The organism is Methanobrevibacter sp., from assembly GCF_017409525.1.
Taxonomy (GTDB): domain Archaea; phylum Methanobacteriota; class Methanobacteria; order Methanobacteriales; family Methanobacteriaceae; genus Methanocatella.
On record NZ_JAFQSO010000009.1, the window covers coordinates 13,167 to 37,143 of the forward strand.

Annotated in this window: 27 protein-coding genes and 1 tRNA gene; 15 read left to right on the forward strand and 13 right to left on the reverse strand. The window is 37.3% G+C overall.

Annotated elements, in window-relative coordinates; genetic code table 11:
- The first annotated feature begins 10 nt into the window (after positions 1-10).
- Both IJE64_RS04280 and IJE64_RS04285 read left to right on the forward strand, forming a co-directional pair.
- On the forward strand, positions 11-301 hold the full coding sequence (locus IJE64_RS04280) for a queuosine precursor transporter (protein WP_292782521.1): 291 nt from the start codon (positions 11-13) through the stop codon (positions 299-301).
- Positions 237-644: a queuosine precursor transporter gene (locus tag IJE64_RS04285; protein WP_292782524.1), complete on the forward strand. Its 408-nt coding sequence runs from the start codon at positions 237-239 to the stop codon at positions 642-644. The genes IJE64_RS04280 and IJE64_RS04285 overlap by 65 nt, the downstream gene beginning before the upstream one ends.
- On the opposite strand, the gene IJE64_RS04290 is transcribed toward IJE64_RS04285, so the two are convergent.
- Together IJE64_RS04290 and thiC are read right to left on the reverse strand one after the other, a co-directional pair.
- Positions 641-2,299: an ATP-dependent DNA ligase gene (locus IJE64_RS04290; RefSeq protein ID WP_292782527.1), complete on the reverse strand. Its 1,659-nt coding sequence runs from the start codon at positions 2,297-2,299 to the stop codon at positions 641-643. The two genes, IJE64_RS04285 and IJE64_RS04290, sit on opposite strands and share 4 nt — an antisense overlap.
- A complete protein-coding gene (gene thiC, locus IJE64_RS04295) occupies positions 2,299-3,573 on the reverse strand; it encodes a phosphomethylpyrimidine synthase (RefSeq protein ID WP_292782530.1) in 1,275 nt (424 codons plus the stop codon). Before thiC ends, IJE64_RS04290 begins: the two co-directional genes overlap by 1 nt.
- An 82-nt stretch (positions 3,574-3,655) precedes the next feature.
- Here thiC and IJE64_RS04300 point away from each other — a divergent pair, with 82 nt between their 5' ends.
- Positions 3,656-4,321 (forward strand): PolC-type DNA polymerase III, encoded by a 666-nt coding sequence (locus IJE64_RS04300; RefSeq protein WP_292782532.1) that lies wholly within the window; start codon positions 3,656-3,658, stop codon positions 4,319-4,321.
- Between the two features lie 2 nt (positions 4,322-4,323).
- Here IJE64_RS04300 and IJE64_RS04305 read toward each other — a convergent pair whose 3' ends face one another.
- From IJE64_RS04305 to IJE64_RS04315, 3 genes are all read right to left on the reverse strand, one after another.
- Positions 4,324-5,157, reverse strand: a complete 834-nt coding sequence (locus IJE64_RS04305) for a methanogenesis marker 8 protein (RefSeq protein ID WP_292782533.1) — start codon at positions 5,155-5,157, stop codon at positions 4,324-4,326.
- A 136-nt stretch (positions 5,158-5,293) separates the two neighbouring features.
- Positions 5,294-7,486, reverse strand: a complete 2,193-nt coding sequence (locus tag IJE64_RS04310) for a CDC48 family AAA ATPase (protein ID WP_292782536.1) — start codon at positions 7,484-7,486, stop codon at positions 5,294-5,296.
- 312 nt (positions 7,487-7,798) lie between these two features.
- Entirely contained in the window at positions 7,799-9,109 is a 1,311-nt protein-coding gene (locus IJE64_RS04315) for a prephenate dehydrogenase (protein WP_342764990.1), read from the reverse strand.
- A gap of 58 nt (positions 9,110-9,167) precedes the next feature.
- Here IJE64_RS04315 and IJE64_RS04320 point away from each other — a divergent pair, with 58 nt between their 5' ends.
- The 3 genes from IJE64_RS04320 to IJE64_RS04330 all read left to right on the forward strand — a co-directional run bounded on the left by IJE64_RS04320 (position 9,168) and on the right by IJE64_RS04330 (position 12,302).
- Positions 9,168-10,229: an mRNA surveillance protein pelota gene (locus IJE64_RS04320; RefSeq protein ID WP_292782542.1), complete on the forward strand. Its 1,062-nt coding sequence runs from the start codon at positions 9,168-9,170 to the stop codon at positions 10,227-10,229.
- Positions 10,230-10,294: 65 nt separating this feature from the next.
- Positions 10,295-11,248 carry a cell wall biosynthesis protein gene (locus tag IJE64_RS04325; RefSeq protein WP_394355590.1) on the forward strand — a complete coding sequence of 318 codons (954 nt, stop codon included), beginning with the start codon at positions 10,295-10,297 and terminating at the stop codon, positions 11,246-11,248.
- A gap of 4 nt (positions 11,249-11,252) precedes the next feature.
- Positions 11,253-12,302, forward strand: a complete 1,050-nt coding sequence (locus tag IJE64_RS04330; RefSeq protein WP_292782546.1) for a glycosyltransferase — start codon at positions 11,253-11,255, stop codon at positions 12,300-12,302.
- A 5-nt stretch (positions 12,303-12,307) separates the two neighbouring features.
- On the opposite strand, the gene IJE64_RS04335 is transcribed toward IJE64_RS04330, so the two are convergent.
- Entirely contained in the window at positions 12,308-13,609 is a 1,302-nt protein-coding gene (locus IJE64_RS04335; RefSeq protein ID WP_292782548.1) for an NAD(P)/FAD-dependent oxidoreductase, read from the reverse strand.
- Positions 13,610-13,688: 79 nt separating this feature from the next.
- Between IJE64_RS04335 and IJE64_RS04340 the strand changes: the two genes are divergently transcribed.
- A complete protein-coding gene (locus IJE64_RS04340; RefSeq protein ID WP_292782550.1) occupies positions 13,689-13,970 on the forward strand; it encodes a HypC/HybG/HupF family hydrogenase formation chaperone in 282 nt (93 codons plus the stop codon).
- Here the strand turns inward: IJE64_RS04340 and IJE64_RS04345 are convergent.
- The 7 genes from IJE64_RS04345 to IJE64_RS04375 all read right to left on the reverse strand — a co-directional run bounded on the left by IJE64_RS04345 (position 13,964) and on the right by IJE64_RS04375 (position 18,099).
- Positions 13,964-14,479 (reverse strand): amino acid-binding protein, encoded by a 516-nt coding sequence (locus tag IJE64_RS04345; RefSeq protein WP_292782800.1) that lies wholly within the window; start codon positions 14,477-14,479, stop codon positions 13,964-13,966. The genes IJE64_RS04340 and IJE64_RS04345 overlap by 7 nt on opposite strands.
- 163 nt (positions 14,480-14,642) lie before the next feature.
- A tRNA-Ile gene (locus tag IJE64_RS04350) sits at positions 14,643-14,717 on the reverse strand.
- Positions 14,718-14,819: 102 nt separating this feature from the next.
- A complete protein-coding gene (locus IJE64_RS04355) occupies positions 14,820-15,104 on the reverse strand; it encodes an iron-sulfur cluster assembly protein (protein WP_292782553.1) in 285 nt (94 codons plus the stop codon).
- Positions 15,105-15,176: 72 nt separating this feature from the next.
- Entirely contained in the window at positions 15,177-16,085 is a 909-nt protein-coding gene (locus IJE64_RS04360; RefSeq protein WP_292782555.1) for a DUF5591 domain-containing protein, read from the reverse strand.
- A gap of 1 nt (position 16,086) precedes the next feature.
- Positions 16,087-16,578 carry a TIGR00295 family protein gene (locus tag IJE64_RS04365; protein WP_292782557.1) on the reverse strand — a complete coding sequence of 164 codons (492 nt, stop codon included), beginning with the start codon at positions 16,576-16,578 and terminating at the stop codon, positions 16,087-16,089.
- An 11-nt stretch (positions 16,579-16,589) separates the two neighbouring features.
- Positions 16,590-17,108, reverse strand: a complete 519-nt coding sequence (gene tfe, locus IJE64_RS04370) for a transcription factor E (RefSeq protein ID WP_292782559.1) — start codon at positions 17,106-17,108, stop codon at positions 16,590-16,592.
- Positions 17,109-17,241: 133 nt separating this feature from the next.
- Positions 17,242-18,099, reverse strand: coding sequence for a coenzyme F420-0:L-glutamate ligase (locus IJE64_RS04375; protein WP_292782562.1), 858 nt, complete (start codon positions 18,097-18,099; stop codon positions 17,242-17,244).
- An 82-nt stretch (positions 18,100-18,181) separates the two neighbouring features.
- On the opposite strand from IJE64_RS04375, the gene IJE64_RS04380 reads away from it, so the two are divergent.
- The 8 genes from IJE64_RS04380 (at position 18,182) to rpl12p (ending at position 23,851) form a co-directional block, all read left to right on the forward strand.
- On the forward strand, positions 18,182-18,754 hold the full coding sequence (locus IJE64_RS04380; protein ID WP_292782565.1) for a pyruvate kinase alpha/beta domain-containing protein: 573 nt from the start codon (positions 18,182-18,184) through the stop codon (positions 18,752-18,754).
- Between the two features lie 119 nt (positions 18,755-18,873).
- On the forward strand, positions 18,874-20,010 hold the full coding sequence (gene ftsZ, locus IJE64_RS04385; protein ID WP_292782569.1) for a cell division protein FtsZ: 1,137 nt from the start codon (positions 18,874-18,876) through the stop codon (positions 20,008-20,010).
- A 135-nt stretch (positions 20,011-20,145) separates the two neighbouring features.
- Positions 20,146-20,325, forward strand: a complete 180-nt coding sequence (locus IJE64_RS04390) for a protein translocase SEC61 complex subunit gamma (protein WP_292782571.1) — start codon at positions 20,146-20,148, stop codon at positions 20,323-20,325.
- 399 nt (positions 20,326-20,724) lie between these two features.
- A complete protein-coding gene (locus IJE64_RS04395; protein WP_292782574.1) occupies positions 20,725-21,195 on the forward strand; it encodes a transcription elongation factor Spt5 in 471 nt (156 codons plus the stop codon).
- Positions 21,195-21,677 carry a 50S ribosomal protein L11 gene (locus tag IJE64_RS04400; RefSeq protein WP_292782577.1) on the forward strand — a complete coding sequence of 161 codons (483 nt, stop codon included), beginning with the start codon at positions 21,195-21,197 and terminating at the stop codon, positions 21,675-21,677. The genes IJE64_RS04395 and IJE64_RS04400 overlap by 1 nt, the downstream gene beginning before the upstream one ends.
- 176 nt (positions 21,678-21,853) lie before the next feature.
- On the forward strand, positions 21,854-22,492 hold the full coding sequence (locus IJE64_RS04405; protein WP_292782579.1) for a 50S ribosomal protein L1: 639 nt from the start codon (positions 21,854-21,856) through the stop codon (positions 22,490-22,492).
- Positions 22,492-23,493 carry a 50S ribosomal protein L10 gene (locus IJE64_RS04410; RefSeq protein WP_292782582.1) on the forward strand — a complete coding sequence of 334 codons (1,002 nt, stop codon included), beginning with the start codon at positions 22,492-22,494 and terminating at the stop codon, positions 23,491-23,493. The genes IJE64_RS04405 and IJE64_RS04410 overlap by 1 nt, the downstream gene beginning before the upstream one ends.
- 52 nt (positions 23,494-23,545) lie before the next feature.
- Positions 23,546-23,851: a 50S ribosomal protein P1 gene (gene rpl12p, locus IJE64_RS04415; RefSeq protein WP_292782585.1), complete on the forward strand. Its 306-nt coding sequence runs from the start codon at positions 23,546-23,548 to the stop codon at positions 23,849-23,851.
- Positions 23,852-23,977: the final 126 nt, after the last annotated feature.

Here is a 23,977-nt window from a genome sequence, read left to right on the forward strand (position 1 = left end):
TACTATTATCATGTTTGAAAATCTCACAAAAAAGGAATTGTATGCAATTTTGACTGGTGTTTTTACTGCGTGCCTGATTATATCTAATGTTATTGCCGGCAAAACATTTGACTTTTTTTCATTTGCTCTTCCTTGCGGTGTTGTAATATTTCCTGTAATTTACATCGTCAATGATGTTTTGACAGAAGTTTATGGCTATGAAAGGGCAAGAAATGTAATTCTTCTAGGTTTTTTTGATGAATCTTATAGCTGCAGTCTGTTATTCAATCACGATTGCACTGCCGGCACCGGCATTTTTTGAAAACTCAGAGGCCTTTAGTGTTGTTTTAGGTTCCACTTTCAGGTTACTGGTGGCTAGCTTCGTTGCTTATTTGGTGGGATCCCTTGTAAATGCTAAAGTGATGGTGATTCTTAAAAGGTGGGATGAGAAAAAGCTATTTTTAAGGTGCATAGTTTCAACTCTTTTTGGCGAAGGTTTGGATGCAATAATATTTATCACCATCGGATTTTTAGGCACAATGCCTGTTGAAGCTTTGTTAATGATGATTTTAGCGCAAGCATTGTTTAAAACGGTGTATGAGATAATTGTCTATCCAATTACACGGACTGTAATATATAGTGTTAAAAAATTGCCAGAGGTTTAATTTTCAGTATTGTACATGGAAATCAATCTCTCAACGGTGTCAGCATCCATAGGGCCTTTATCCTTTCTTATGTTTTTCACGACAGGGAACCTTAAGGAGTATCCGGTTTCATATTCCGGTGATTCTACGATTTCGGAAAATGCGATTTCCAAAACTATTTTCGGCTCTACTTTTATCTCACGGCCCTTGGTTGAAATTTCAAGTTCTTTCATTTTTTCTGTTAGGTATTCTAGGGTAGCGTCGTCAAGACCGGTTGCAGCATATGCAACTGTTTTGAAATCATCATTTTCATCTCTTAGCGCCACCAGATATGAGCCAACAAAATCGCCACGTTTTCCAATGCCGTATGTTCCTCCAACAATCACCATGTCCAAAGTTTCAGGTTCCGCCTTGTATTTAAGCATCTTTTTGCCCCTTAGGCCAGGAATATACGGTTCGGATGCATCCTTAATCATTATTCCCTCATGGCCTCCCTCAATGGAGGATTCGAATAATGACTGTATGTCATCAAGATTGTCAGGTGTTCCAACCAGCATTGTACTCAGGTTCATCTCATCAACGGAGATATCCACGATGTTTTCCAAAGTCTCTCGCCTGAGTGAAAGGGGTTCGTCAATCATAGGGACTTTATAGTAGAGGACATCAAAAAGGAATAGTTTCAATGGAACATTCTCCATAGCTTCCTCCACATTGTGCTTTCTTCTAACCCTATGCAGGATGTTCTGGAACGGGAGAGGCTTTCCATCTCTAGTAGCTATTACTTCCCCTTCCACAATGTAATCCTCATGGGGCAGGTATTCATTGAACAGTTCAACGATTTCTGGAAGAGCATGGGTGATGTTTTCAAGCCTGCGTGTGAATATTCTGATTTCATCATTGTTCCTGTGAACCTGAAGGCGTATCCCATCATATTTTGTCTCGCAGATTGCGGTTCCCATCTCTGGGATAATTTCATTTAGGGGTGGTGCTAACTGCGCAAGCATTGGCTTGACGGGTGTTCCTGGCGTCAGATTAAGCTTTTCAAGGCCTTCGGCACCTTCATCCTTTGCAGTTCTTGCAACGACAGAAAAATCATTGGTAAGCATCTGCGCTCTTTCAACTATTTTCTTATCAATTTCGAAGGCTTGGGCTATGGCATCCCTGACAACCCCATCGCCAACACCGATTCTCAATTCCTCGGTAATTGTTCGGGTTAGATATTTTGCTTCGGTGGCACTGGCCTGTGACAATAGCTCTAAAATGACGGAAATCTTACGGTTGGTGGATCTTGAACCGCTGATTGTGGATAATTTGCGCAAGCTATTGAAGACAAAATCGATTGTCAAAGGCTTTGAGAAGAATGTCATCTGGGACTTTTTGGCATATAGTTTGACGCATGCAAGGCCGATGTCACCTTCGTCACGAACTGCATCCTCGACATTGGCCTGTGTGGTTCCAACCGCTTCAGCCACTGCACGCTCCACCAGCTTTCCGCCAATGCCGATTTCTTCTGAACTCCATGCAGGGAATACAACGCCTAGAATTAGCAATCCCACTTTTTCAATTGTGTCTGAGTCCAGTCTTTTTAGGAATTCGGATATGATTTCTGTTTTTTCCAGCCTTTTTGTAGTCGCTTCAAGTGCTGAGTAGACATCCACCAGTTCCTGATATTTCATTAGAAATCACCTTTGGCTATCTTAACGGCACAATATTCTCCGCACATTGCACACATCTCATCATCGTCCAGTTGGCATTTGTCTCGGTATTTCCTTGGTTTGGACTTGTCCAGCGCAAGGCTGAATTGGGCATCCCAGTCGAAATCCCTTCGGGCCTTTGCCATTGCCTTTTCACGAGTCCATGCTGAGTCAAGTCCCTTTGCGACATCGGCCGCTTCAGCAGCAATTTTTGATGCAATCACTCCCTCTTTTACATCTTCTAAACTTGGAAGCGATAGGTGTTCTGCCGGTGTCACATAACACAGGAAGTTTGCTCCTGCAGTTGCAGCAATGGCTCCGCCGATGGCTCCGGTAATGTGATCATAGCCTGGAGCGATATCCGTTACGAGAGGTCCCAATACATAAAACGGAGCTCCGTGACAGATTGTCTTTTGGATTTCCATGTTGGCCTTAATCTGGTTTAACGGCATGTGTCCCGGACCTTCCACCATTACCTGAACGTTGGCATCCTGAGCCCTTTTGACTAGCGTTCCGAGATTTACAAGCTCTTGGATTTGAGGGATATCGCTTGCATCCGCCAGACAGCCTGGCCTTAAACCATCACCAAGGGATAATGTGATGTCATATTCATAGGATAGCTCTAAAAGATAATCGTAATTTTCATATAATGGGTTTTCCAGGCCGTTGTGATTGATCCAGGAAGCCATGAATGTTCCTCCACGGCTCACAATCCCCATCATCCTGTTTGCAGCCTTTAATTTTTCAACCAAGTCTTTTGTAATTCCGCAGTGGAGCGTCATGAAGTCCACTCCTTCCTTTGCCTGATTTTCAATGGCCTTGAAGATGTCGTCAGGGTCCATGTCTATTATCTCTTTGTCTTTGGCCAGGGTTACTACTCCCGCTTCATAGAGGGGGACTGTTCCGATGCAGATGTCTACGGCATCCATGATTTTCCTTCTGAACAGTTTCAAATCGGAACCTGTCGACAAGTCCATCAATGCATCGGCACCATATTCTTGGGCCAGTTTCGCTTTATCGATTTCCAGTTCAATGTCATCGATTTTAGATGATGATCCTATATTGGCATTTATTTTGGTTTTCAGGCATTCGCCAATTCCGCATGGCTTTGAATTTCCGTTGATGTTTTTTGGAATCACCACTAATCCTTTGTCAATCAACTTGGCTAGTTTGTTTGCATCTATATTTTCATATTCTGCAACATATTCCATTTCTGGAGTGATGTTGCCTTTTTGAGCTTCACTTTTTTGAGTCAAATTTATCCCTCATGCTGACTAATCATATTTAGTTATATAGTTTTAACTATATAGAATTAATCAAATTATATTTATATGGGTCGTGTTTACTATTAAAATTATTTTTTTCGATACTGAAACAAGCGGTTTGGATTGCAGGGATTGTAAGATTATTGAGCTTGCAATGCTCACTGTTGAAAATGGCGAAATTGTTGAGGAATATGATAAATTTATCAATATTGGACAAGCACTTTCACCTAAAATTATTGGCCTTACAGGGATTACCAATGACATGTTGAGAAAGGAAGGGCACAGTGAAGAGATTATTGCTCGAGATTTAAAGGAAAGATTAACTAATGGTACTGTGATGATTGCACATAATGCCCAATTTGATTTATCATTTGTCTATTTTCTATTGAAAAGGCATTATCCTTTAGAAGCCGATGATATTGTAAAAAATGTTGATTGGATTGATACTGTAACGGTACTAAAGGACAGGAAAAAATATCCTCACAAGTTAGTTGATGCAGTGCATTATTATAAAATTGATGATGTCAATTACCATAGGGCTATTGATGATACAAAGGCATTGTATGAAGTTACATTAGCAATGAAAGAAGAAAGAAATGATTTAGTGGAGTATAAAAATCTATTTGGATTTAATCCTAAATATGGGCCGGGTTATTTCAAATTTTCATTCATTGAATATAAACCACAACCATTCAGACAGGGTTTGGCTCCTGCAGAGAGAATTCTGCCAAAAAGGTAATCTTAAACTAAAGGATAAGGCAAATCTGGATTGTCCTTTTTAGGCTTTTCTCCGCCGATCTTTTCCAATCGCATCTCCAAAAACTTTTTGCCGTCTTCAGTGTGTGCAAAAATTGGTATTGACTGGCCAACGGTTTTAATACTTTCTGCCTCTCCGATTTCACGGATATGCTTGGATGCGCATCCGGTTGTGACATCACATGCATCAAACAGTTTTCTTGCATCCTCCGCACTTGTTTTGGTAGTGTGGACCACAAAGACATAAATGTTAATGTCAGGGTTTTCTTCTTTTAGCTTTTCAATTTCCTCCGCATCACTTGCCAGTGTTATTGTCACTGCAATGCTTTTGAATCCTTTTGAAATGGCTAATCTGATTCCTTCAATCTGGTTTATCTCGGCGGTTTTTGGATTTACGATATTTTCCTTACCAATTTCATCAATCAATTCCGGTATGGGGGTGGTTTCTACAAGCCCTGAGACTCGCCCGCCGATTCCTTGAACTAATTCTGGTTCTGTCACAATCAATGTTCCGCAACCCTCCAGAACCATCACGACAGAATCAATGACATTTTCTTCAAGCAAGGTAGACATTATTTCAGATATTCCGAAGCTTAAGAAGTCTTTCATTCTAAGTTGGCGATTGGGTGTACACATTCCAAAATCATCTATTCTAAATTGGATGTTTTTAGCTATTATTTCAGGTGTGAGCTCTTTAATTCCTCTGTGGTGATCAAAAAGAGGACAATATTCGACTTCCGGTTCGCTAACGCTAATTACTTTACCATCCTTAATGGTGATCCTGCTTCTTCCTAATGCTTCAATAGTATGTTCGCTCATGAATATAACTATTGTTAAAAATAGTATTTAAAGTTTGGAGGTTGCGTGGGAAGTGTCTGTTCTTCCCACAAAAATATGGTTAGAAAACATATAAAAATAAAGGAGGAAAAAAGGAAGAAATTTGGGGGTTTCTTCCTTACATATATTGGACGAGCTGTTCTTCCTGGTCATTTCCAGGTTTTACTTTATCGATTGCTTCTTTAAAGTATTTGTTTGGAATTTCACTTGCTTGCATATCATTTCTTAAGGTGAGCATGGCGGCTTCTCTGCATACGGATTCAATGTCAGCTCCAACATATCCGTCTGTGCTTTTTGCAAGTTTTTTAAGATCAACGTCTTTTGCAAGAGGCATGTCTTTGGTGTGAACTTCAAAGATTGCAAGTCTTGCTTCTTCATCAGGTTCTTTGACTTGTATGTGCCTGTCAAATCTTCCAGGCCTCATTAGTCCGGCATCCAAGATGTCAGGTCTGTTGGTTGCAGCAATGATTGCAACATCCTGAAGCTCTTCTAAACCATCCATTTCGGTCAATAGTTGGTTTACAACCCTTTTTGTAACTCCGCTATCAGTATCGTTTCCGCTACGTGCACTGGCTATTGCATCAATTTCATCGAAAAAGATCACTGTTGGCGCAGCTTGTTTGGCTTTTCTGAATACTTCGCGAACGCCTTTTTCAGATTCGCCGACCCATTTGGACAGAAGTTCAGGACCTTTTACGGAAATGAAGTTCGCTTCACTTTCACTGGCTACCGCTTTTGCAAGTAGTGTTTTTCCGGTTCCTGGAATTCCGTAAAGCAAGGTTCCTTTTGGAGGTCTGATTCCTAGACGTTGGAATGTATCAGGGTGTTTTAAAGGCCATTCGACAGCCTCTTTCAGTTCTTGCTTGACATCTTCAAGACCTCCTATGTCATCCCATTTGATGTCTGGAATTTGCACGAGAACCTCTCTGAGTGCAGAAGGCTGGATTTCTTTTTGCGCTTCTCTGAAATCATCTCCGGTCACTACGATTTTTTCCAGCACTTCTTTTGGAATCTCTTCATCGTTTTGGATTTCCGGCAAGATTCTTCTTACAACTCTCATTGCTGCTTCTTTACATAATGATTCCAGATCCGCTCCTACAAATCCGTGGGTTGTTGTGGATATTTTATCCAAATCGACATCCTCTGCAAGGGGCATGTTTCGTGTGTGGATTTCAAGCACTTCTTTTCTCTCTTCAGTGTCAGGCACCCCTATTTCGATTTCACGATCGAATCTTCCTGGTCTTCTGAGTGCAGGATCGAGGGAATCCGGCCTGTTTGTTGCACCGATAACCACTACTTGGCCACGGGATTTAAGACCATCCATTAAAGTTAAAAGTTGAGCAACTGTTCTTCTTTCAACTTCTCCGTTGGTTTCTTCTCTTTTCGGCGCAATTGCATCTAGTTCATCTATGAATATGATTGAAGGGGAGTTTTCTTCTGCCTCTTCGAAGTATTCTCTTAGGTTCTCTTCAGATCCGCCAACGTATTTGCTCATGATTTCCGGCCCGTTTATTGCAATGAAGTGGGCATCACTTTCACTGGCCACCGCTTTAGCCAGCAATGTTTTACCGGTACCTGGTGGACCATGCATTAATACTCCTTTTGGCGGGGCGATTCCTAACTTTTCGAAAAGTTCAGGTCTTTTAAGAGGAATTTCAATCATTTCCCTTACTTTTTTGACTTCCTCTTTTAGACCTCCAACGTCTTCGTAACTTACATCCACAAGGTTTCCGACACCTTCGATTTTGCTTACGTCTACTGGGGATTCATGAAGCTGAACTTCGGTATTCGGTCCAACAATAACGATGTCTTTTGGATTAGTGGAGATAACAGCAAATTTGATTTCTTTCATTGCAGGGGTGAAATCCATCAGTTCATCGAATAGGCTATTGAATCCTCTGTTTGGTCTTGGTGCACGGATTTGTGATCCGATGATGTCGCCTTGCATCATCACTTTTCCAGCAAATAGGCCACGCACATCACCTTGAACACGGATATTGTTTTCGGTAGGTGCCAAAACAACTTTTTTAGCTTCAGTTGCTTTTGTCTTTTTGATGGTGACTTCCCCGCCGATTGTCGCTCCGGAATTTTTACGGACCAGTCCGTCAATTCTTATTACTCCAAGACCTATATCGGTTTGGGAAGGAAGAGCAATTGCAGCGGTTCTTTTCTCTCCGACGATTTCAATCAAATCTCTTTCGTTAATGTCTAAATCATCCATGACATTCGGATCAAGCCTTGCAATGCCTTGGCCGACATCCTTTTGAGAGATTGCCTCTGCAACTTTTAGTGTGATTTCTTTTTGTGCCATTTTATCATCTCCTTTTTTATGGCTGTGATTATATAATTGTAATTGTCAATCTTTTTGTAACTTTTTGTAAGTTTATTGACAAACTTATCTGTGTATGTCTTACTATATAAAGTTTTTGGTTTTGATGATTTTAAAAAACAAGTTTAAAATGGGTTATTTTACTTAAAAATAATTTTAATATATTAATTTTATTAAAATTTAATTATTGACTTTGATTTATAAAAAATAGTAAAAATTAAATTGTTATATTCTAATTGGAAATTTAATTACTTTTTGACAGTTTAATATTTGTTCGTATCAGTTCGAACTAAATTATCTCAGTTTTCCGCCGAAGCCTGTGAACAATTTTTTGACATTTTCTATGTCGCTCTTGTCCAGTGCAGTGACCTTGAATGTCAAACTGATTGAATCGTCATCAATTTGGGGGCCGTTGTAGGTATCAATTAAATTAATGTCAATTATGTTATCGATGTTCATCACGGTTTGCTCTATTGTTTCGGCATTAACATTTTTTGGGAATATGCAGCTGATGGATTCTGTTCTGTTGTAATAGTTTTTGATCTTCCATTGGTAAAGCTCATCTTCCAGCAGTATGCGAATGTTGGCCACACGCAGTTTTTTAATTTTATTTCCATTTTTAAGAACAGCAGTTTTGCCGTCGATGCTTTCAAGAATTCCTACATGTATTTTTTTAGAGTAGATGTGCTGCAGCCCGACTTCCTGACCAATGGAATTGTTCAATATGCGGTATTCGTAGTTCAAGGCACCTATTGCCTTGTCACTTCTACCCAATGCGTTTTTAATGTCTCCCATATGTTTTGTTGCCTTGATGGCTATGTCCACGAACTCATCTTCGTCATAGCTGTTTATGACATCTCTCAATTCAAGCACGGCATCAGCAAATGTGGTCCTGATTTTAGGCCCGTTATTGTTCATTGTTTGGATGTTGTATGTCAGATATGGATTTTGGGCAACAATCCTTGCAATCATATCAATCATCAAATTATAGATGGGACTTTCATAGTCTTCGGTTTCTGCTAAATCCACTTTCAACTTTTCAATAGCTGAAGCTGTGGAAATGAATGCGAAATGAGTCAAAATCTGCACAATGCTCATCATATAATCATGTTTTTGAGCTGTTGTTTCGATAATCCTCATATTCTTGCTTTCAAGGTATTTATATACTTTATCATACCATTTGCCTTTTTTATCAGGTGTTAGGACAATAACCTGATTGTCCAATATCATGGTTCTAGGGCCAAAAATTGGGTGTGTTGGAATGTATTCTATGGTGTCCGGAAGCACTTCGGCCATGGTCTTGGAGGGTTCCTCCTTAACGGATGTGACGTCAATCATGACTGATCCCTCTTTCATGAACGGCGCAACTTCACGTATGACGTCTGAAGTGTGCTGGATAGGGACGGAGATTATCACCATGTCGCTAATTTTTGCAAGATCTGCATTGGATTCAATGTAATTCGCGCCGGCTTCATCAGCAACCGCCCTGCCTTTTTTGTGGTCTCTTCCAGTTATATATACGTCAAAGTCATCTCTAAAGTAGTAGACAAGGGTTTTTCCCAAACCATCGCTACCTCCAATAATTCCAATTTTCATTTTAACCATTAATAATTTTAAATTAATAAGTATATAAATTATTAACTAGAAAAATTATTGTGAAATCATGAAAATTATAAAACAGGATACAAAAGAGGGAATAATTGAATTGGTTCCCGAAACCTTGGATGATTTGTGGCATTTGTCCCATATAGTAGAAGTTGGGGACAATGCATCCTCCAGGACAACTCGCCGCATACAGGATAACACAGGAGATAAATTGAGAAGTGATCGAGGAGTCAAAAAAACATTTTATCTGGGGTTGGATATTGAAAATATTGGTTTTCATCTATTCACGGGCAAATTAAGGTTAACAGGAGTCATCACCAGAGGTCCTGAAGACTTAATACCTCTCGGGTCTCACCACACTCTGGAAGTTAAACTGAACACACCAATCACAATCAAAAAACAAAAATGGCCGAAATGGGCAATCAAGAGACTCAATCAGGCTGTTGACGCATCTAAAAAACTGTCTTCAATCATTGTGGTCTTGGAGGATGATTCAGCCACACTTGGATTGATGAGACAATTCGGAATTGAGTATTACGGACCAATCAAGGGCCAGGTATCCGGCAAAAGAATCGTTGACAAGAACAGGCAGAAAAATATCATCAAGTTTTATGAAAAGGTCATAGAATCAATTGTGAAATTCGATTCGATTGAAAGCATAGTCCTTGCAGGACCAGGATTTGTGAAAAACGATTTCTATGATTATCTAAAGGAAAAGCATAAGGATTTGGCGAAGATATCCATAATTGAAAGCACAGGTTCCGGAGGTCGTGTAGGCATAAGTGAAGTACTTAAAAAAGGAACGGTTGAAAAATTGACTTCTGAAAATAGGGTAGCCATTGAAATGGGGGCTGTTAATAAACTACTGGAACAAATAGGCAAAAACTCCTCAAAAATAGCTTATGGGCCAAAGCAAGTTACAAACGCCATTAACATGGGTGCAGTTAGCGAACTTCTGATTCTCGACACTAAGGTTGCAAGCGATAACATGGGCGATTTGATGGACATGGTTGAAAATATGAAAGGAACGGTAATGGTCATCAGCAGTGAGCATGAAGGCGGTAAACAATTGGAAAGCTTGGGTGGCATGGCCGCCATTCTAAGATATGAAATAACTTAATTTTATATAATATTAATTATTAATTTATTATTAGTTAAAATAAATTTTATAACCTCGTGATTTATATGTATGCATCGATAATTATAGCATTATTTATGGTTTTTATTTTTTCAGCACTGGGAACCGCCATTCTGGATATTATTTTTAGGTTCTTTGGTAAAAGGGGATATTTGGGAAATTTGTATCCTAATGTTCGCGGTGGAATTCCAAGAGCAGTAGGTCTGGTCCCATTTATAATCCTATCTCTTTACTTCTTACCCAGATTCAACAGCCTCATTTTAATCATGGGGATTTTTGCTTTTATCGATGATTTGCTGGGAAGAAGGAAATCTCCATTCGGAATTGAATGGGGGCAATTATCAAGAGGTATTGGAATAGTTTTAGTGATGATTGCGGGTATTCTCCAGGGTTTGGGGGTCTCTTCAATTTTCATAGCTCTTTTGGTACAGCCTCTTAACATTTCAGACATGCAGCCGGGTTCCACTTGTATCGTTACCCTGATAATGTGTATTGTAACAATAGTTCTGATGTTCATTGTAGGATCCGCTGACGTTTCAGAGCTTCCTGCATTCTACACTCCGTTACTTTTATTCGTAGTCTGTCTTGGGTACTCTCCGCTTGACTTTTCTGGAAAAATCATGTTGGGGGAAGTCGGAAACCATACTTTTGCCATCGCATTAGGTTCTTCCTTCTATATTATGGGAGGTTTAGCAGGAGTAATAGTCATGTTTATAGTGACCACCTGTCTAATAGCATTTGTTAGAAGAAACACTTTAAAAGTATTCTTCAGGCGAAATCTAGGGTTGCTTGATCCGACTTTCGGAGATTATTTCATGGATGTTTTGACTGGTGGAGGATTGGGAGACCTATTGAGAAAATGGATATTGGAAGATAAGCAACATGATGTTAAAAATCCGCTGTTGATTAGCTTAGGTTTTAGAAGGTTATTGTATAATCCTCATGCGCCTCATCCAAAAAGTTATGTTCCTAGAGATAACACAAGACTGTTAGGCAAGTGATTTTATGAAAGCGTTATTGGTGGTTACTGGAAGAGGATTGGGCGGAGATGCAGCCATTGCCTTAAATGTAATTAAGGCACTTGAAAAAAAGGGAGTTCAGTGTGAAATTGCTTTAGATGAATCTGCTCCAGGAGTATTATTTAAAAAACATGGATACTCATGGCATAAGATTTCCATTCCTCAGGCCGGAGGCCATGCAGCAACCAAACTGTCTGCCGCAAAAGGGGCCTTGAAATTAGTGACTGCAACATTTAAGGCACGTAGTTTAATAAAAAAAATCAACGCTGATTTTGTCATTGGAGTTCTGGGTGGAGGAGCCATTGTCGGATCAGTGGGTGCAAAATTGGCCAAAAAAAAGGCATTTTCATTAATATCAACACCTCTTGACTCAAAAGTATGTCCAAAATTCAATGAATGCTTCATTTTCCCCGAGTTGGATAAATTCAGATGGAAAACACTTCCGAAAAACACTGATAGATCCTTTTATCCATTATCTGACGATTCTGGCAGTGGAGATGAAAAGATTGGTCTTTCAAAATTAAAGGAATTTCCCAATTTTGATGAGAATAAAAAGACAATCGCATTTTCTTCAGGCTCATCAATCTTCAAGGGCATGATTGATGGTGTATCGAAGGTCGCCGATTCCACGGATGATTATAATCTCGTTTTAGTCGGTCTTCCTCTAGAGGAGGAATATCTGGATGAGATTAACAAGAGAAACATTATCTATGCTGGCTATATCGATTGGATTAATCATTTATTCAAATTCGCCGATTTGGCTGTTTTAACCGATGATGGTGTTTCTATTCAAGAGGCTTTAAGCAGCAACACTCCAATCGTTACTTTGACTCATGTTAAATGGGGAAGATATGAGAATATGGCTGGAGTATTTGAGGGAGCAATTGTCGAGTCTTCCGTTGATGATGTCGTTGTCAATGTCCAAAAGGCATTTGATGAATATGATGAACTGTCTAAAAACGCATCCAAATACGGGAAGCTTTGCCTTGAAGCCAGTGACATGCTGGTTGAAAAGATGTTAAAAAAGGTAAAATAGTGGTGTTATAACCACATGTTTTTTATTATTTTGTAATTTGAATCTGTAGAAGGATGTATCTCTAAAAATTCGGAGTAGTCATCCAGATCATAATCCATTCTCATTAAAAATGAAAGATATGCCACATCGCTTGTTGATGATGGGGATATTGAGTTGATTCTATTTATTTTATTGTTTTCTTTATCAAACTCCACTTCTGTGTATCCTGTATCTCCGGTCAATATGTTCCAGAATGAGGACGGTCCGGCAATTCCTGGAATTCCGATTGTGGCTTTGTCCTCTTCACTGCATTCTGATTTCTCATTTTTGACAAAGCTGGCTTCCATGTTCAAGCTCAATGTTTGAGGAATGCAGCTATAGCTAATCTTATTTAGATATCCTGCCATATTTCTTGCAGCGGCAATGCCCTCCATCCGGGCTACTGGTGTTAATAGATATCCTCCGGTAACGTCTCCTGCAGCATATACGTTTTCTTTGCTGGTCTGCATCATATCATTCACTTTGATGGTCCTGTCATCATTCAAGTCAACGAAACCTTCAGCAATTTCGCTGTTTGGTGTTCTTCCTGTTGCAAAAAACGGAATTCCTTCCAGTTCATCGCCATTTTCCAATAAAACTTTATCTTTAAAGGCTTCCTTGATGTTGGTGTTTTCTATTATATTGACATTCGGCATGATTCTTTCTAGGAGGTACTTTTTGGCGGCATCATCAAGCTCTTTTAGAAATGTGCTTCTTGCAAGAACATTAACCTCACTTCCTAATGTCGAGTAGATGTTGGCTATTTCACAGGCTATTATCCCCCCGCCTATGATGTTTAACTTTTCAGGAACTTTGTCGAGCTTCAAAATGTCCTTGTTAGTCAATCCGTATTCGCAGCCTTTGATATCTGGAATGAATGGGCGGGCTCCGGTAGCTATAAGTAAGTTATCATATTCGAAACTTTCGCCATTGACATTAACGGTTTCGCCATCGATACTCGCTTCACCATAGATTATGTTGTTTCCAAAGCTTTCATTTTCCATCTGATTTAGCTTTCTGAGTTTTTCCTGTGTTTCTATAATTTTTTCAACTATCTTCTCATAGGAAATGTCTAGCTGGCTTTTTATGAATCCGTAATTGTTGAATCTGTTATTCGAATCAATGAATTTCGTAATGTCTGTTAATGCACAGATTACCATGCAACCTTCATTTAAACAAGTGCCGGCTATATGGTTTTTTTCAATTAAAGTTACTTCTTTTTTTAGTTTTCCAAGCTCAAGAGAAGCTAATCTTCCCGCAGGACCTGAACCGATTACAATATTTTCCATTTAAACACCTATTTAGATAATTTTATATAATATCATTTATTAAATAATGTATATATTAAAATTATGGAGATGTATATTAATGTGTATTGCCGCACCAGCTCATGTAGTTGAAATTAACAGGGAGGAGAATTGGTTGTATGCTGACTTTGGTGGAGCAAGACAACAGGCCAAGTTAGACCTCCTGCCTGAGGTGGAAGTTGGAGATTATGTTCTCATCCATGCAGGTTATGCAATTGAAAAATTAACCGAGGAAGCTGCTAAGGAATCTTTGGAAGCATGGGAAGAACTCTTGGACATGCTTGAAGAAGAGGATATGGAAATGGAAAAAGCAAGAATGGAATTCAATCAACAGAATCAATAGATTGACACTCTTGTTACTCCTTTTATTTTTAAAAATTCGTTTATCAAATCCCCTTTGACGGGTTCTTCAGTAATTATGGTTAATAATGGAGTTTTTTGAAGCTCCGTATCTTCAGCATAAGCTTGTCTTATGCCTATTCCTTTTTTTGAAATCAAATTTGTTGTTGCAGATAGTATTCCTTCGCTTTCAGATCCCACTTCTATTTCGATAACGCCCAATTCCAGGTTTTTGGCGATATTTTTCAGGAGGGTTCCTGCAGGAATGATGTTTGAAAACAAATTGTTTAATTCGTCATCTTCTTTTATAACTTCAATTGTTGATTTGATGGCTCTTCTGTCAACTTCTGCAGAGGTAGCTAATGCCTTATCACTTATCTTTAAATTTCCACAGTAGATTTTCCCGTCTTCATTAATGGACAATCCCAGTTCAATCATTTTTTCTGCAACTCTTATGCGCGCAGGGTATTTTTTGAATTTTTCATTGACTATTTCCCACATTTTTATCATCATTCCAACTTTTTGTACATTCATGTTATTTTATGTTGAAAGCACTATTTAATGATTGTTGTAATTTTTGGAAAATTATTATAAGAAAAACAGTAATTTAAAAAATTGGTAATTTTTTGATAAAATTGTCAAATCAAATGAAAAAGTCTTAAAAATTAGATAGAAGTAGGCTAGATGGGATTCGAACCCATGACCTCCCGGTTATCAGCCGAGCGCGCTAACCAAGCTGTGCCACTAGCCTATATGATTAAAGTGATAGTTAACAGTCAACACTTATACTTATATTAATTACTATATATAATCCTTTCGGTTATATATAGAATTAACTAAGATTTTTAAAAATTTATCTATTAATCATTTCGTTAATGGAGTCTGCCATCGCATGTCCTTCAACGATAATTTTTGCAGTATCAATGCCTTCAACGCTTTCTGCTCTAATTTTAGCATCGGCAGCAATACGGGTGATACTCATACAACCCGGGTTGGTTGGTTTAAGGATAATTTCAGCTTGATCGCCTTCTACAGTAATATTTTGTACAATGCCCATTTCTACAATACTTATGCCCATGTGAGGGTCATTAATTACAGAAACAGCGTCTTTAATATCATTTACTAAATCTTCTGACATATAGTGTCTCCTAATTTTTATTATAGTATTACTTTTAAAGTTATGCTATATAAATAATTTGGTTTAACTAAATTATTTTAATCTGTGTTTTATTTTCACACCAATACCGTTATTCAATTCTTCCATCTCACGGCCAGTCATTATCGCTTTGCCAACGCCTACAACGGTGTCATCTCTAACGACCACTACCTCATCGTTTGGAATGATATCGTGTGAAGCTTTTTCAATTCCTGGTGCAAAAACGGTATTTGTCTGTAATTCAAAATCAATATCTACGACATTTATCCCTAAATCTTTCAGTATTTCTCCGCCTGCAAGGTTTAGTCTATATAATCCATAATCTTTATTTAATAGGGCAAGTTGAACTCCATTGGACAATATCCTTTTGTGATACATTCCTTTGGTTTTGACATTATCAGGAATGAATTTATCTCCATTTTCACCAAATTGATATTTGGCAATGGATTTTAGTTCGTGCAAGGTTTTTTCTCTTCTGTTAATCTTTTGATGTTTTTTGAGTTCCATTCTTAAATTGTAAAGGGAATCGGGTGAAGTGGGTCTGTCGTCAACGCAGACATTAATGAAATCATCCAAATAAGCTTCTGCAGATTGCAGATATCCTCCTGCAAGATTGGCTACAACCTGTTTTCCTTTAGTGTATTTTTCAATTAATTTGCCGGTTTCTTCAATTTCATCTTCTGACCATACTCCGGTCGTACTTGTATCGTAAGATTGAATTGGGAAAGTATTTTCAAGTTCTCTGGGACATATTCCAAATGGGGAAGTTACAATGAGTTCCTGATATGACCTTGTCAGCTTTCTAAATTTTTGATGGGACTTTGAATTTGAATAGGGTTTTTTCATGCTGCATGGCAATAAGACGACGGTATCTCCTAAAGGTTTCATCATTTCCATTCTTTGTCTCCATCTAACCGCTTCCGGACGGTACAAAGATTCTTCACTTGAACATATTACTTGCATATTATTCCTCGAAAACTTCTATTAGTTCATAATTAAGTTTTTTAAATCTTTTAATATTATCTTCAGGCTCATCAATTCTGCGTTTCCATTTTTCTATAACGAACTCGATGTCGACCTCTTCACTGCCGCTGACCAGATTGTCCGCATGCGCCACGATTTTTTCCTCAAGCGTTTGGGGCACATATGATTTTTCAGGAAGCCCTAGCTTTGCAGCTTCCTCAGCAGTAATTCCGGCACCGATATGTCTTTCGATAATATTTAAAACGTCATCATCATAGCCATATTCTCTTGCAATCTTAACTCCTTCAATCGCATGGGTGATGCCATGAGTTTTTGATCTTCCAATATCATGCAAAAGAGCGCCTTTGCGGATTAAATCAGTATCTGCATTGTCAAAATTAGAAGCTATTTTCATAGCTTTTTTATAAACTGCCTTTGAATGTTCGATAACATTTTCTGGTGTATTCTCTTTTTTAAGTAATTCCATTTCCATTTTTATCGTATTTATTTGTTTTTTTCATTAAAGGAATTAAAATTACTTTCAACCATTTTCAAATCTTCTTTAAGTTGTTTAATGTTATCGGCATTGTCTTGGAATTCCAATTCTTCCATACAAATAGGGCATAAGAATTCATAATCTGACGCTTCATCAAAATCAAGCCTGACGTGGCCTTGCGGGCAGATGAAAAACATGTTGTTTTCTTCACGTTCCAGTTCCTCATTAAGCATTTTCAGATATTGTTCCGAATCCTTTTTTATCCGATTGATAACTTCTTCTTTTTCAAATTTCCATGAATATGTAAACCATTGGGTTTCAGGGTCTTTGCTTCTTTTATAACTAGCCAATCCCATGTCGTAAAGTTTGTAAAGAATTTTCCTGACGATATTTAATTTGATTCCAGTTTTGTTGGCAATCTCTTCATCAGTATCCACACCATCGATTAATGCTTCAACAATAGGCAAATTACTTTCATCTTCAACAACGTTTGTCAATAATGTCTTTACTAATGGATCGTTTATCATTGAATTTCCTCTATGATTTTTAATGGTTATATTATCATATTTTTTTCATGGAAATAATTAAAGATTAAATAAAAACTATGATAAGATATAAAAATTAATGTTAAGTTTTGTTTTTTTTATTATAAAAATATAACTATATTCTTTTTCTGATAATTGCTGCTGGCGTATGGGTTATGGAATCCAGTGCTTCTACAGTAACCTCATCCATCTCAGTTCCAAGAACGGCTTTGACGCTATGGATTGTTTTCATCTCTGTTGAAAGTGATTTCTGATAATCTTCAGCAATATTGGCCATTTTTAAGGCGGTTTCAACATCCATTTTTTCACTGCATCCCAGTGGTGTTGATCCCATATTTTCGGACAATTGTCCCTTGAAATATCCAAAAAATCCATTGTCCGCATCGATTCCGTCAATGGCTATGGGAAGGCCTGTGAAATATTTGCCGTTTTTCATATAGGTCGCATCAGTATCGATAATCATCACGCAGACGTCCTTTCCGATTTCTTCCTTAATCTCCTTTGCAACTTTTTCAGGATTTTCCGGAAGTAGGGATACAAATGTTCCTGGAGCATTACTTAAATCTATTCCTGCTTCTGAAGCCGGTTTCAGTGCATGTTTCAATCCATATAATTGAAGAACAACCTCTTTATGCGCTTTTGTTTCTTCGGGCAATTTTCTCAGGTTTCTTATGGTCCTTTCCTTTATTCCAAGAAGAGGTCCTAAAACATATCCCCAAAGGTATTTGCTCCACACGGTAGTTAAGAATTTAGCTGTCAGTGATGGTGTGTATTGGGACTCGTCGACTAATCTATTTTGTGAAACGGAAATTGGGGTTTCTGCAATCACCAAATAATCCTTGTCTTCCATTAATATTTTTGCGGGTTCTATGATCGAACTTAAATCTTCATTGGGCTTGATGTAGCCGGTTTCAATTGGAATTACGATATAATCTCCGTTAATCACATGTTTTATATTTTCTAAATCTCTCATAAAAATCTTTAATTAAAATCAATTTATATAATTATTTAATATACTAAAGTTTATAATAATTATTATTGAAGGTAGTGTAACTATGGCAAGAAAATTTATAACCTATTTTGATACACAAGGCAATGATTATACAGATGAATTGATTTTGGCTGTTAAAGATAAGCTGGATGTTTGTGAAGGCATTAAATATATCTTAATTGCATCTGCATCAGGTGAATCCGCATTAAAATTGAAAAAAGCCATTGATAAGGATGTAACCATCATTAATGTTTCCCATAATGTTGGTTTTAGTGGAGACAACGAATCAGATATTTCACCTGAAATGATTGAAAAATTGGAAGGGGTCGGCATTAAAACATTCCAGGGACTTCATGCATTTAGCGGTGCGGCAAGAGGCGTGACAAACAAATATGGAGGATATTCTCCATTGGATGTCGTTGCAGATACACTTAGAATGTTCTCCCATGGTGTAAAAGTGGCCGCTGAAATATCAATCATGGCTGCCGATGCAGGTTTGGTTCCTGTTGGTGAGGAAATTATCGCTATCGGCGGCAGGGCTCATGGTGTTGACACCGCAGTCATTTTAACTCCAGTCAATTCAAAGAATCTATTCAATATGAAATTCCATGAGATTATTGCAATGCCGAGAGATTAATTTATTTTTTTAATTTTGGCATTTGTTCCAAAATACTTAAAAAGTAGGTGCATTTAAATATTAGTTAAGATAGAAATATTTAACAATTATTTTAATAGCAGAGTATGTGGGGTTAATTTGTGAAATTTATAGATGATGCAATCAAAGAATCTGAACAAAGAATGGAAGAGAAAACACCGACTGCAATCTCTTCAGATATAGATGAAGAGCTTATTACTATAATGGACGGTGTAAAAACTAAAATTTTCGTTGTTGGTGCTGGAGGAGCAGGAAACAACACTATTTCAAGATTAAACGAAATGGGTATCGAAGGAGCAACTACAATTGCAGTAAATACTGATGCTCAAGATTTATTTTATAGTCAATCTAGCAAAAAAATTCTTTTAGGTAGACAAACTTCCAGAGGATTAGGTGCAGGCGGAGAACCGGCTGTTGGTGAAGAATGCGCTGAAGAAAGTGAAGATGAAATCAGAGAAGAATTGGATGGCGCTGACATGGTATTCGTTACATGTGGTCTTGGTGGAGGAACTGGTACTGGTTCTGCCCCAATAATTGCCAAATTAGCTAAAAAATTAGGAGCGCTCACTGTTGCTGTTGCTACTATGCCGTTTTCTGCTGAAGGAATTAAAAGAAGAGATAATGCAGATCAAGGTTTAGAAAAACTCCAAGAATCTGCTGATACTGTTATTATTATTCCTAATGATAAATTATTGGAAGTTGCACCAAATTTACCTTTAAACAAAGCATTTATGGTTTCTGACGAAATATTGGGAAGAGCCGTTAAAGGAATCACAGAACTAATCACTAAAAAAGGTCTTGTAAGTTTGGACTTTGCTGATATTAGAAGCATCATGAGTGGTTCTGGAATGGCTATGATTGGTATGGGAGAATCAGATTCTGGAGACAGAGCTTTAGAATCTGTACATGAAGCATTAAGCAGCCCATTACTGGACATCGATATTTCAAACGCTACCGGTGCTTTAGTAAACATATCTGGTAGTTCAGATTTAACATTACATGAAGCTGAAAAAATCGTTCAAGTTGTTGCAGATAAGTTGGATCCTGAAGCTAACATTATTTGGGGTACTCAAATTGATGAAAGTCTTCAAAACATGGTTCGTACTACTGTGGTTGTTTCAGGCATTAAATCTAATTACGACTCTGATATTGAACCTGAAATCGAATATGCTGAAGAGGTTTCAGAATCAGAACCTGCTAATGATCAACTAGATGATTTTATTGATGGAATTTTCTAATTCCATTAACTTATTTTTTTTAAAAAATGCAAACATTTATTAATGTTTAAATTAAAAATTATTTTATTACTATTATTTTATTATAATTCATAAAATTATGATTTTTTCATAGTTTTTTTATTTTGGGTATTTAAAATGAATGTACAAGAAAGTTTTAATAAATTTATAAAAGACAGTAAAAGAGTATTGAAAGTATCAAGAAAACCTGATTTACAGGAATATAAGGAACTCGCTAAAGTAGTTTCTATTGGTGTTTTAATCGTAGGAGCTATTGGTTTTGTCATTGTTCTGGCAGGTTCATTAATTGGTTTGTAAAACCATTCATTTTTCAATCCCAACTTTTATAATAAAATTTTGTAATTGATTTATTTTATTTCAAAAAAATAGTTTTTTTGAAAAGTTTTATATACTACTATTTATATAAATATTGATATTATAGAAATCTGATTTTCAAGAGTTTTAATTTTCTTGAATAATTATGGCTTTTATAATAACTTTTAACTTAATGTATGAATTTATCTTTTTGGATTAAAAAAACTAAGACTTTATTAAGTTTTATATGTTAATTAATCGAATAGATGATAATTTTTGAACCTATTGAAGGTAGGGGATAGCTTAGTAAATTTTCACATATGATGTGAATTACCTAAGAATCCACAAAATCTTTGTGGAACTTCATTAACTTAGTCAAATATTAAAATAGGTGAATTTTTCATGGAAGAATCTAATAGTTCCATATATGCTCTTAAGACCTCTGCAGGTCAAGAAAGGAATGTGGCCAGACTCTTAGCTCGTAAAGCTAAAACAATCGATGGCGTAGGCATTTCATCAATTCTTGTTCCAGAATCTTTAAAAGGGTATATTTTAGTTGAATCTTCAACAAAAATAGATCTAAGAAATCCCGATTTAAAAGTACAACATTTAAGAGGGGTAGTTGAAGGTAGTGTAGGCATTACTTTCGAAGAAGCAAAAAGATTCTTAAAACCGGAACCAATCATTTCCTCTATACAAAAAGGAAGTATTGTTGAGCTTATTTCTGGACCGTTCAAAGGTGAAAGGGCGAAAGTGGTTCGTATTGATGAATCACGTGAAGAAGTCGTCCTTGAGTTAATAGAAGCAGCAGTACCTATTCCGGTTACTGTTAAAGCTGATCAAATTAGAATAATTCAAAAGGAGGCTGACTGATGGCTAAAGATACAGTCGAAGTTCTTATCGAAGGTGGAAGCGCTACTCCGGGACCTCCATTAGGCCCAGCTTTAGGACCTTTCGGTATTAACATGATGCAAGTAGTTGATGAGATCAATCAAAAAACTGCTGACTTTGCAGGAATGAAAGTGCCTGTTAAAGTTTCAATTGACAGAGATACCAAAGACTTTGAAATCGAAATCGGTACTCCACCAACTACAGCACTCATTAAAGAAGAATTAGGCATCGAAAAAGGTTCTCATGAACCAGGTTTGGACATCGTTAACGATTTACCAATTGAAACTGCTTTAAAAATCGCTAGAATGAAATTCGATTCATTACTCGCAAATGATTACAAAGCAGGAGTAAAAGAAGTTATGGGAACTTGTGTAAGTATGGGATTATCTGTTGATGGTAAAGACCCAAGAGAAGCACAAAAAGCAGTCGATGCTGGAGAATATGATGATATCTTAGTAGAATAGATATTGTTTGTTAAAATTAAATTTAAGTTAATAAATACAGTGTATATGACGTTATAATTACGGTTATAATTGATATACTGTTTTTAATTCATGCAATCGTTTAAGAATTTTTTTCTTGTAATCGATACTCATGAAACCAAAATAATCCAATGAACATATGTTCATGGGGGATGAATATGACACAAGATGTAATTAACGCGGTGAAGGAGGCAAAAGAACAATCTAAGCCGAGAAACTTCACTGAGTCCGTAGATATTATTATTAATATCCGTGACTTAGATGTCAGAAAGCCAGAAAATAGGTTTAATGAGGAAGTTACTCTTCCTAACGGCCGTGGCAAACCGATTAAAATCGGTGTCATTGCTGACGGGGAACTCATTGTTCAAGCTAAAGATGCTGGTCTTGACACTGTAATTAATAAAGGAGATTTGGAAGCGTTCGGAAAAGACAGAAAAGCAGCCAAAAAAATGGCGAACTCTGTTGATTTCCTAGTAGCTCAAGCTGATATGATGCCACTCGTCGGTAGATTCCTAGGTCCAGTTTTAGGTCCTCGTGGAAAAATGCCAAAACCAGTGCCTGCAAGTATCAAATTGGATCCTCTTTTAGAAAGATTACAAAGTACTGTCAAAGTTGGTGTAAAACAGCAACCAAGTATTCAAATTGTTGTTGGAAGCCAAGACATGTCAGACGAGGAAATAGCTGAAAATGTGGAAACTGTTCTTACAGTCTTAGACCGCAATTTAGAAAAAGGAAGAAGTCAAATAAAGTCCATGTTTATTAAAACAACTATGGGACCAGTAGTGAGGGTGATCTAATGGCTCATGTTGCTGAATGGAAAAAGGAAGAAGTTAAAGAGCTTAAAGACATTATCGATGCTTATGATGTTATAGGTCTTGTTGACTTAGAAAACATTCCTGCAAAACAGCTCCAAGAAATGAGAAAATCTCTAAAAGGCAATGCTGTTATCAGAATGTCTAAAATTAATCTTATTAATTTAGCTCTTGAAGATTGTAATGCTGAAAAAACCAACATTGTTGATTTATCAGAACATATGGAAGGTCAAATTGCAATTGTTGCAACCGAGATGAATCCTTTCAAATTGTACAAAATATTAGAAGACAGCAAAACATCTGCTCCTGCAAAACCAGGAACAATTGCTCCTGATGATATTGTTGTGCCTGAAGGGGACACCGGATTTGAACCAGGTCCATTTTTAGGAGAATTACAACAAGTTGGAATTCCTGCAAAAATTGATAAAGGTAAAATTTGCGTTCAAAAAGAAACTGTCGTTGTCGAAGCAGGCGAAGAAGTTTCTAAACAAGTTGCAGCTACTTTATCAAGATTGGACATTAATCCGATGGAAGTAGGAATAGACTTAAAAGCAGTATACGAAGAAGGATCAGTTTATACTTCCGATGTACTTGCAATCGATGAAGAACAAACATTAGCTGACGTACAAAATGCATTCAGAAGCGCATTCAACTTATCTGTAAACGCAGCTATACCTACTGATGAAACTATTTCCACTATTATTACTCTCGCATACACCAGAGCTATCAATGTTGGTGTAGAAGGAGCAATTATGACTTCAGAAACTTCAGAACCAATTATCGGCTTAGCACAAGCTAAAATGTTAGCTTTAGCATCCGAAGTTGCTGACGCACCTGGTGCTATTGATGACGAATTGGCTGACAAACTTGCTAATGTTGCTGTAGCAGCTGCTCCAGCAGTCGAGGAAGAAGTCATTGAAGAAGAGGAAGAAGAAGAAAGTAGTGAAGAAGAAGCAGCAGCTGGGTTAGGAGCTCTCTTCGGTTAAAATTAAAATTATTTATTAAAAACTAACACTTTAAAAAATTAATGGTGATAACATGGAATATATATATGCGGCAATGATTTTGCACAGTGCAGAAAAAGATATTAACGAAGAAAATGTTAAAAGTATTATTGAAGCAGCAGGAATTGAAGCTGATGATGCTAGAATCAAAGCTTTAATCGCAGCTTTAGAAGATGTTGACATCGACGAAGCTATGGAAACTACTGCTATGGCAGCAGCAGCACCTGCAGCTGCACCTGCAGCTGAAGAAGCTGTTGAAGAAGAAGAGGAAGAAGAAGAGGACGAGGCAGAAGCTTCTGAAGAAGAAGCAGCAGCCGGTTTAGGCGCTCTCTTCGGATAGATTTTTTAAATCTATCACCTTTCTTTTTTTTATTTATTTTTTTTAAGATCAGTTCATTGTTGTGAACAACTGTTTTATACGTTTATTTTTTACTCATTTTTCAATTGTTTTCATTTGATAAAATTG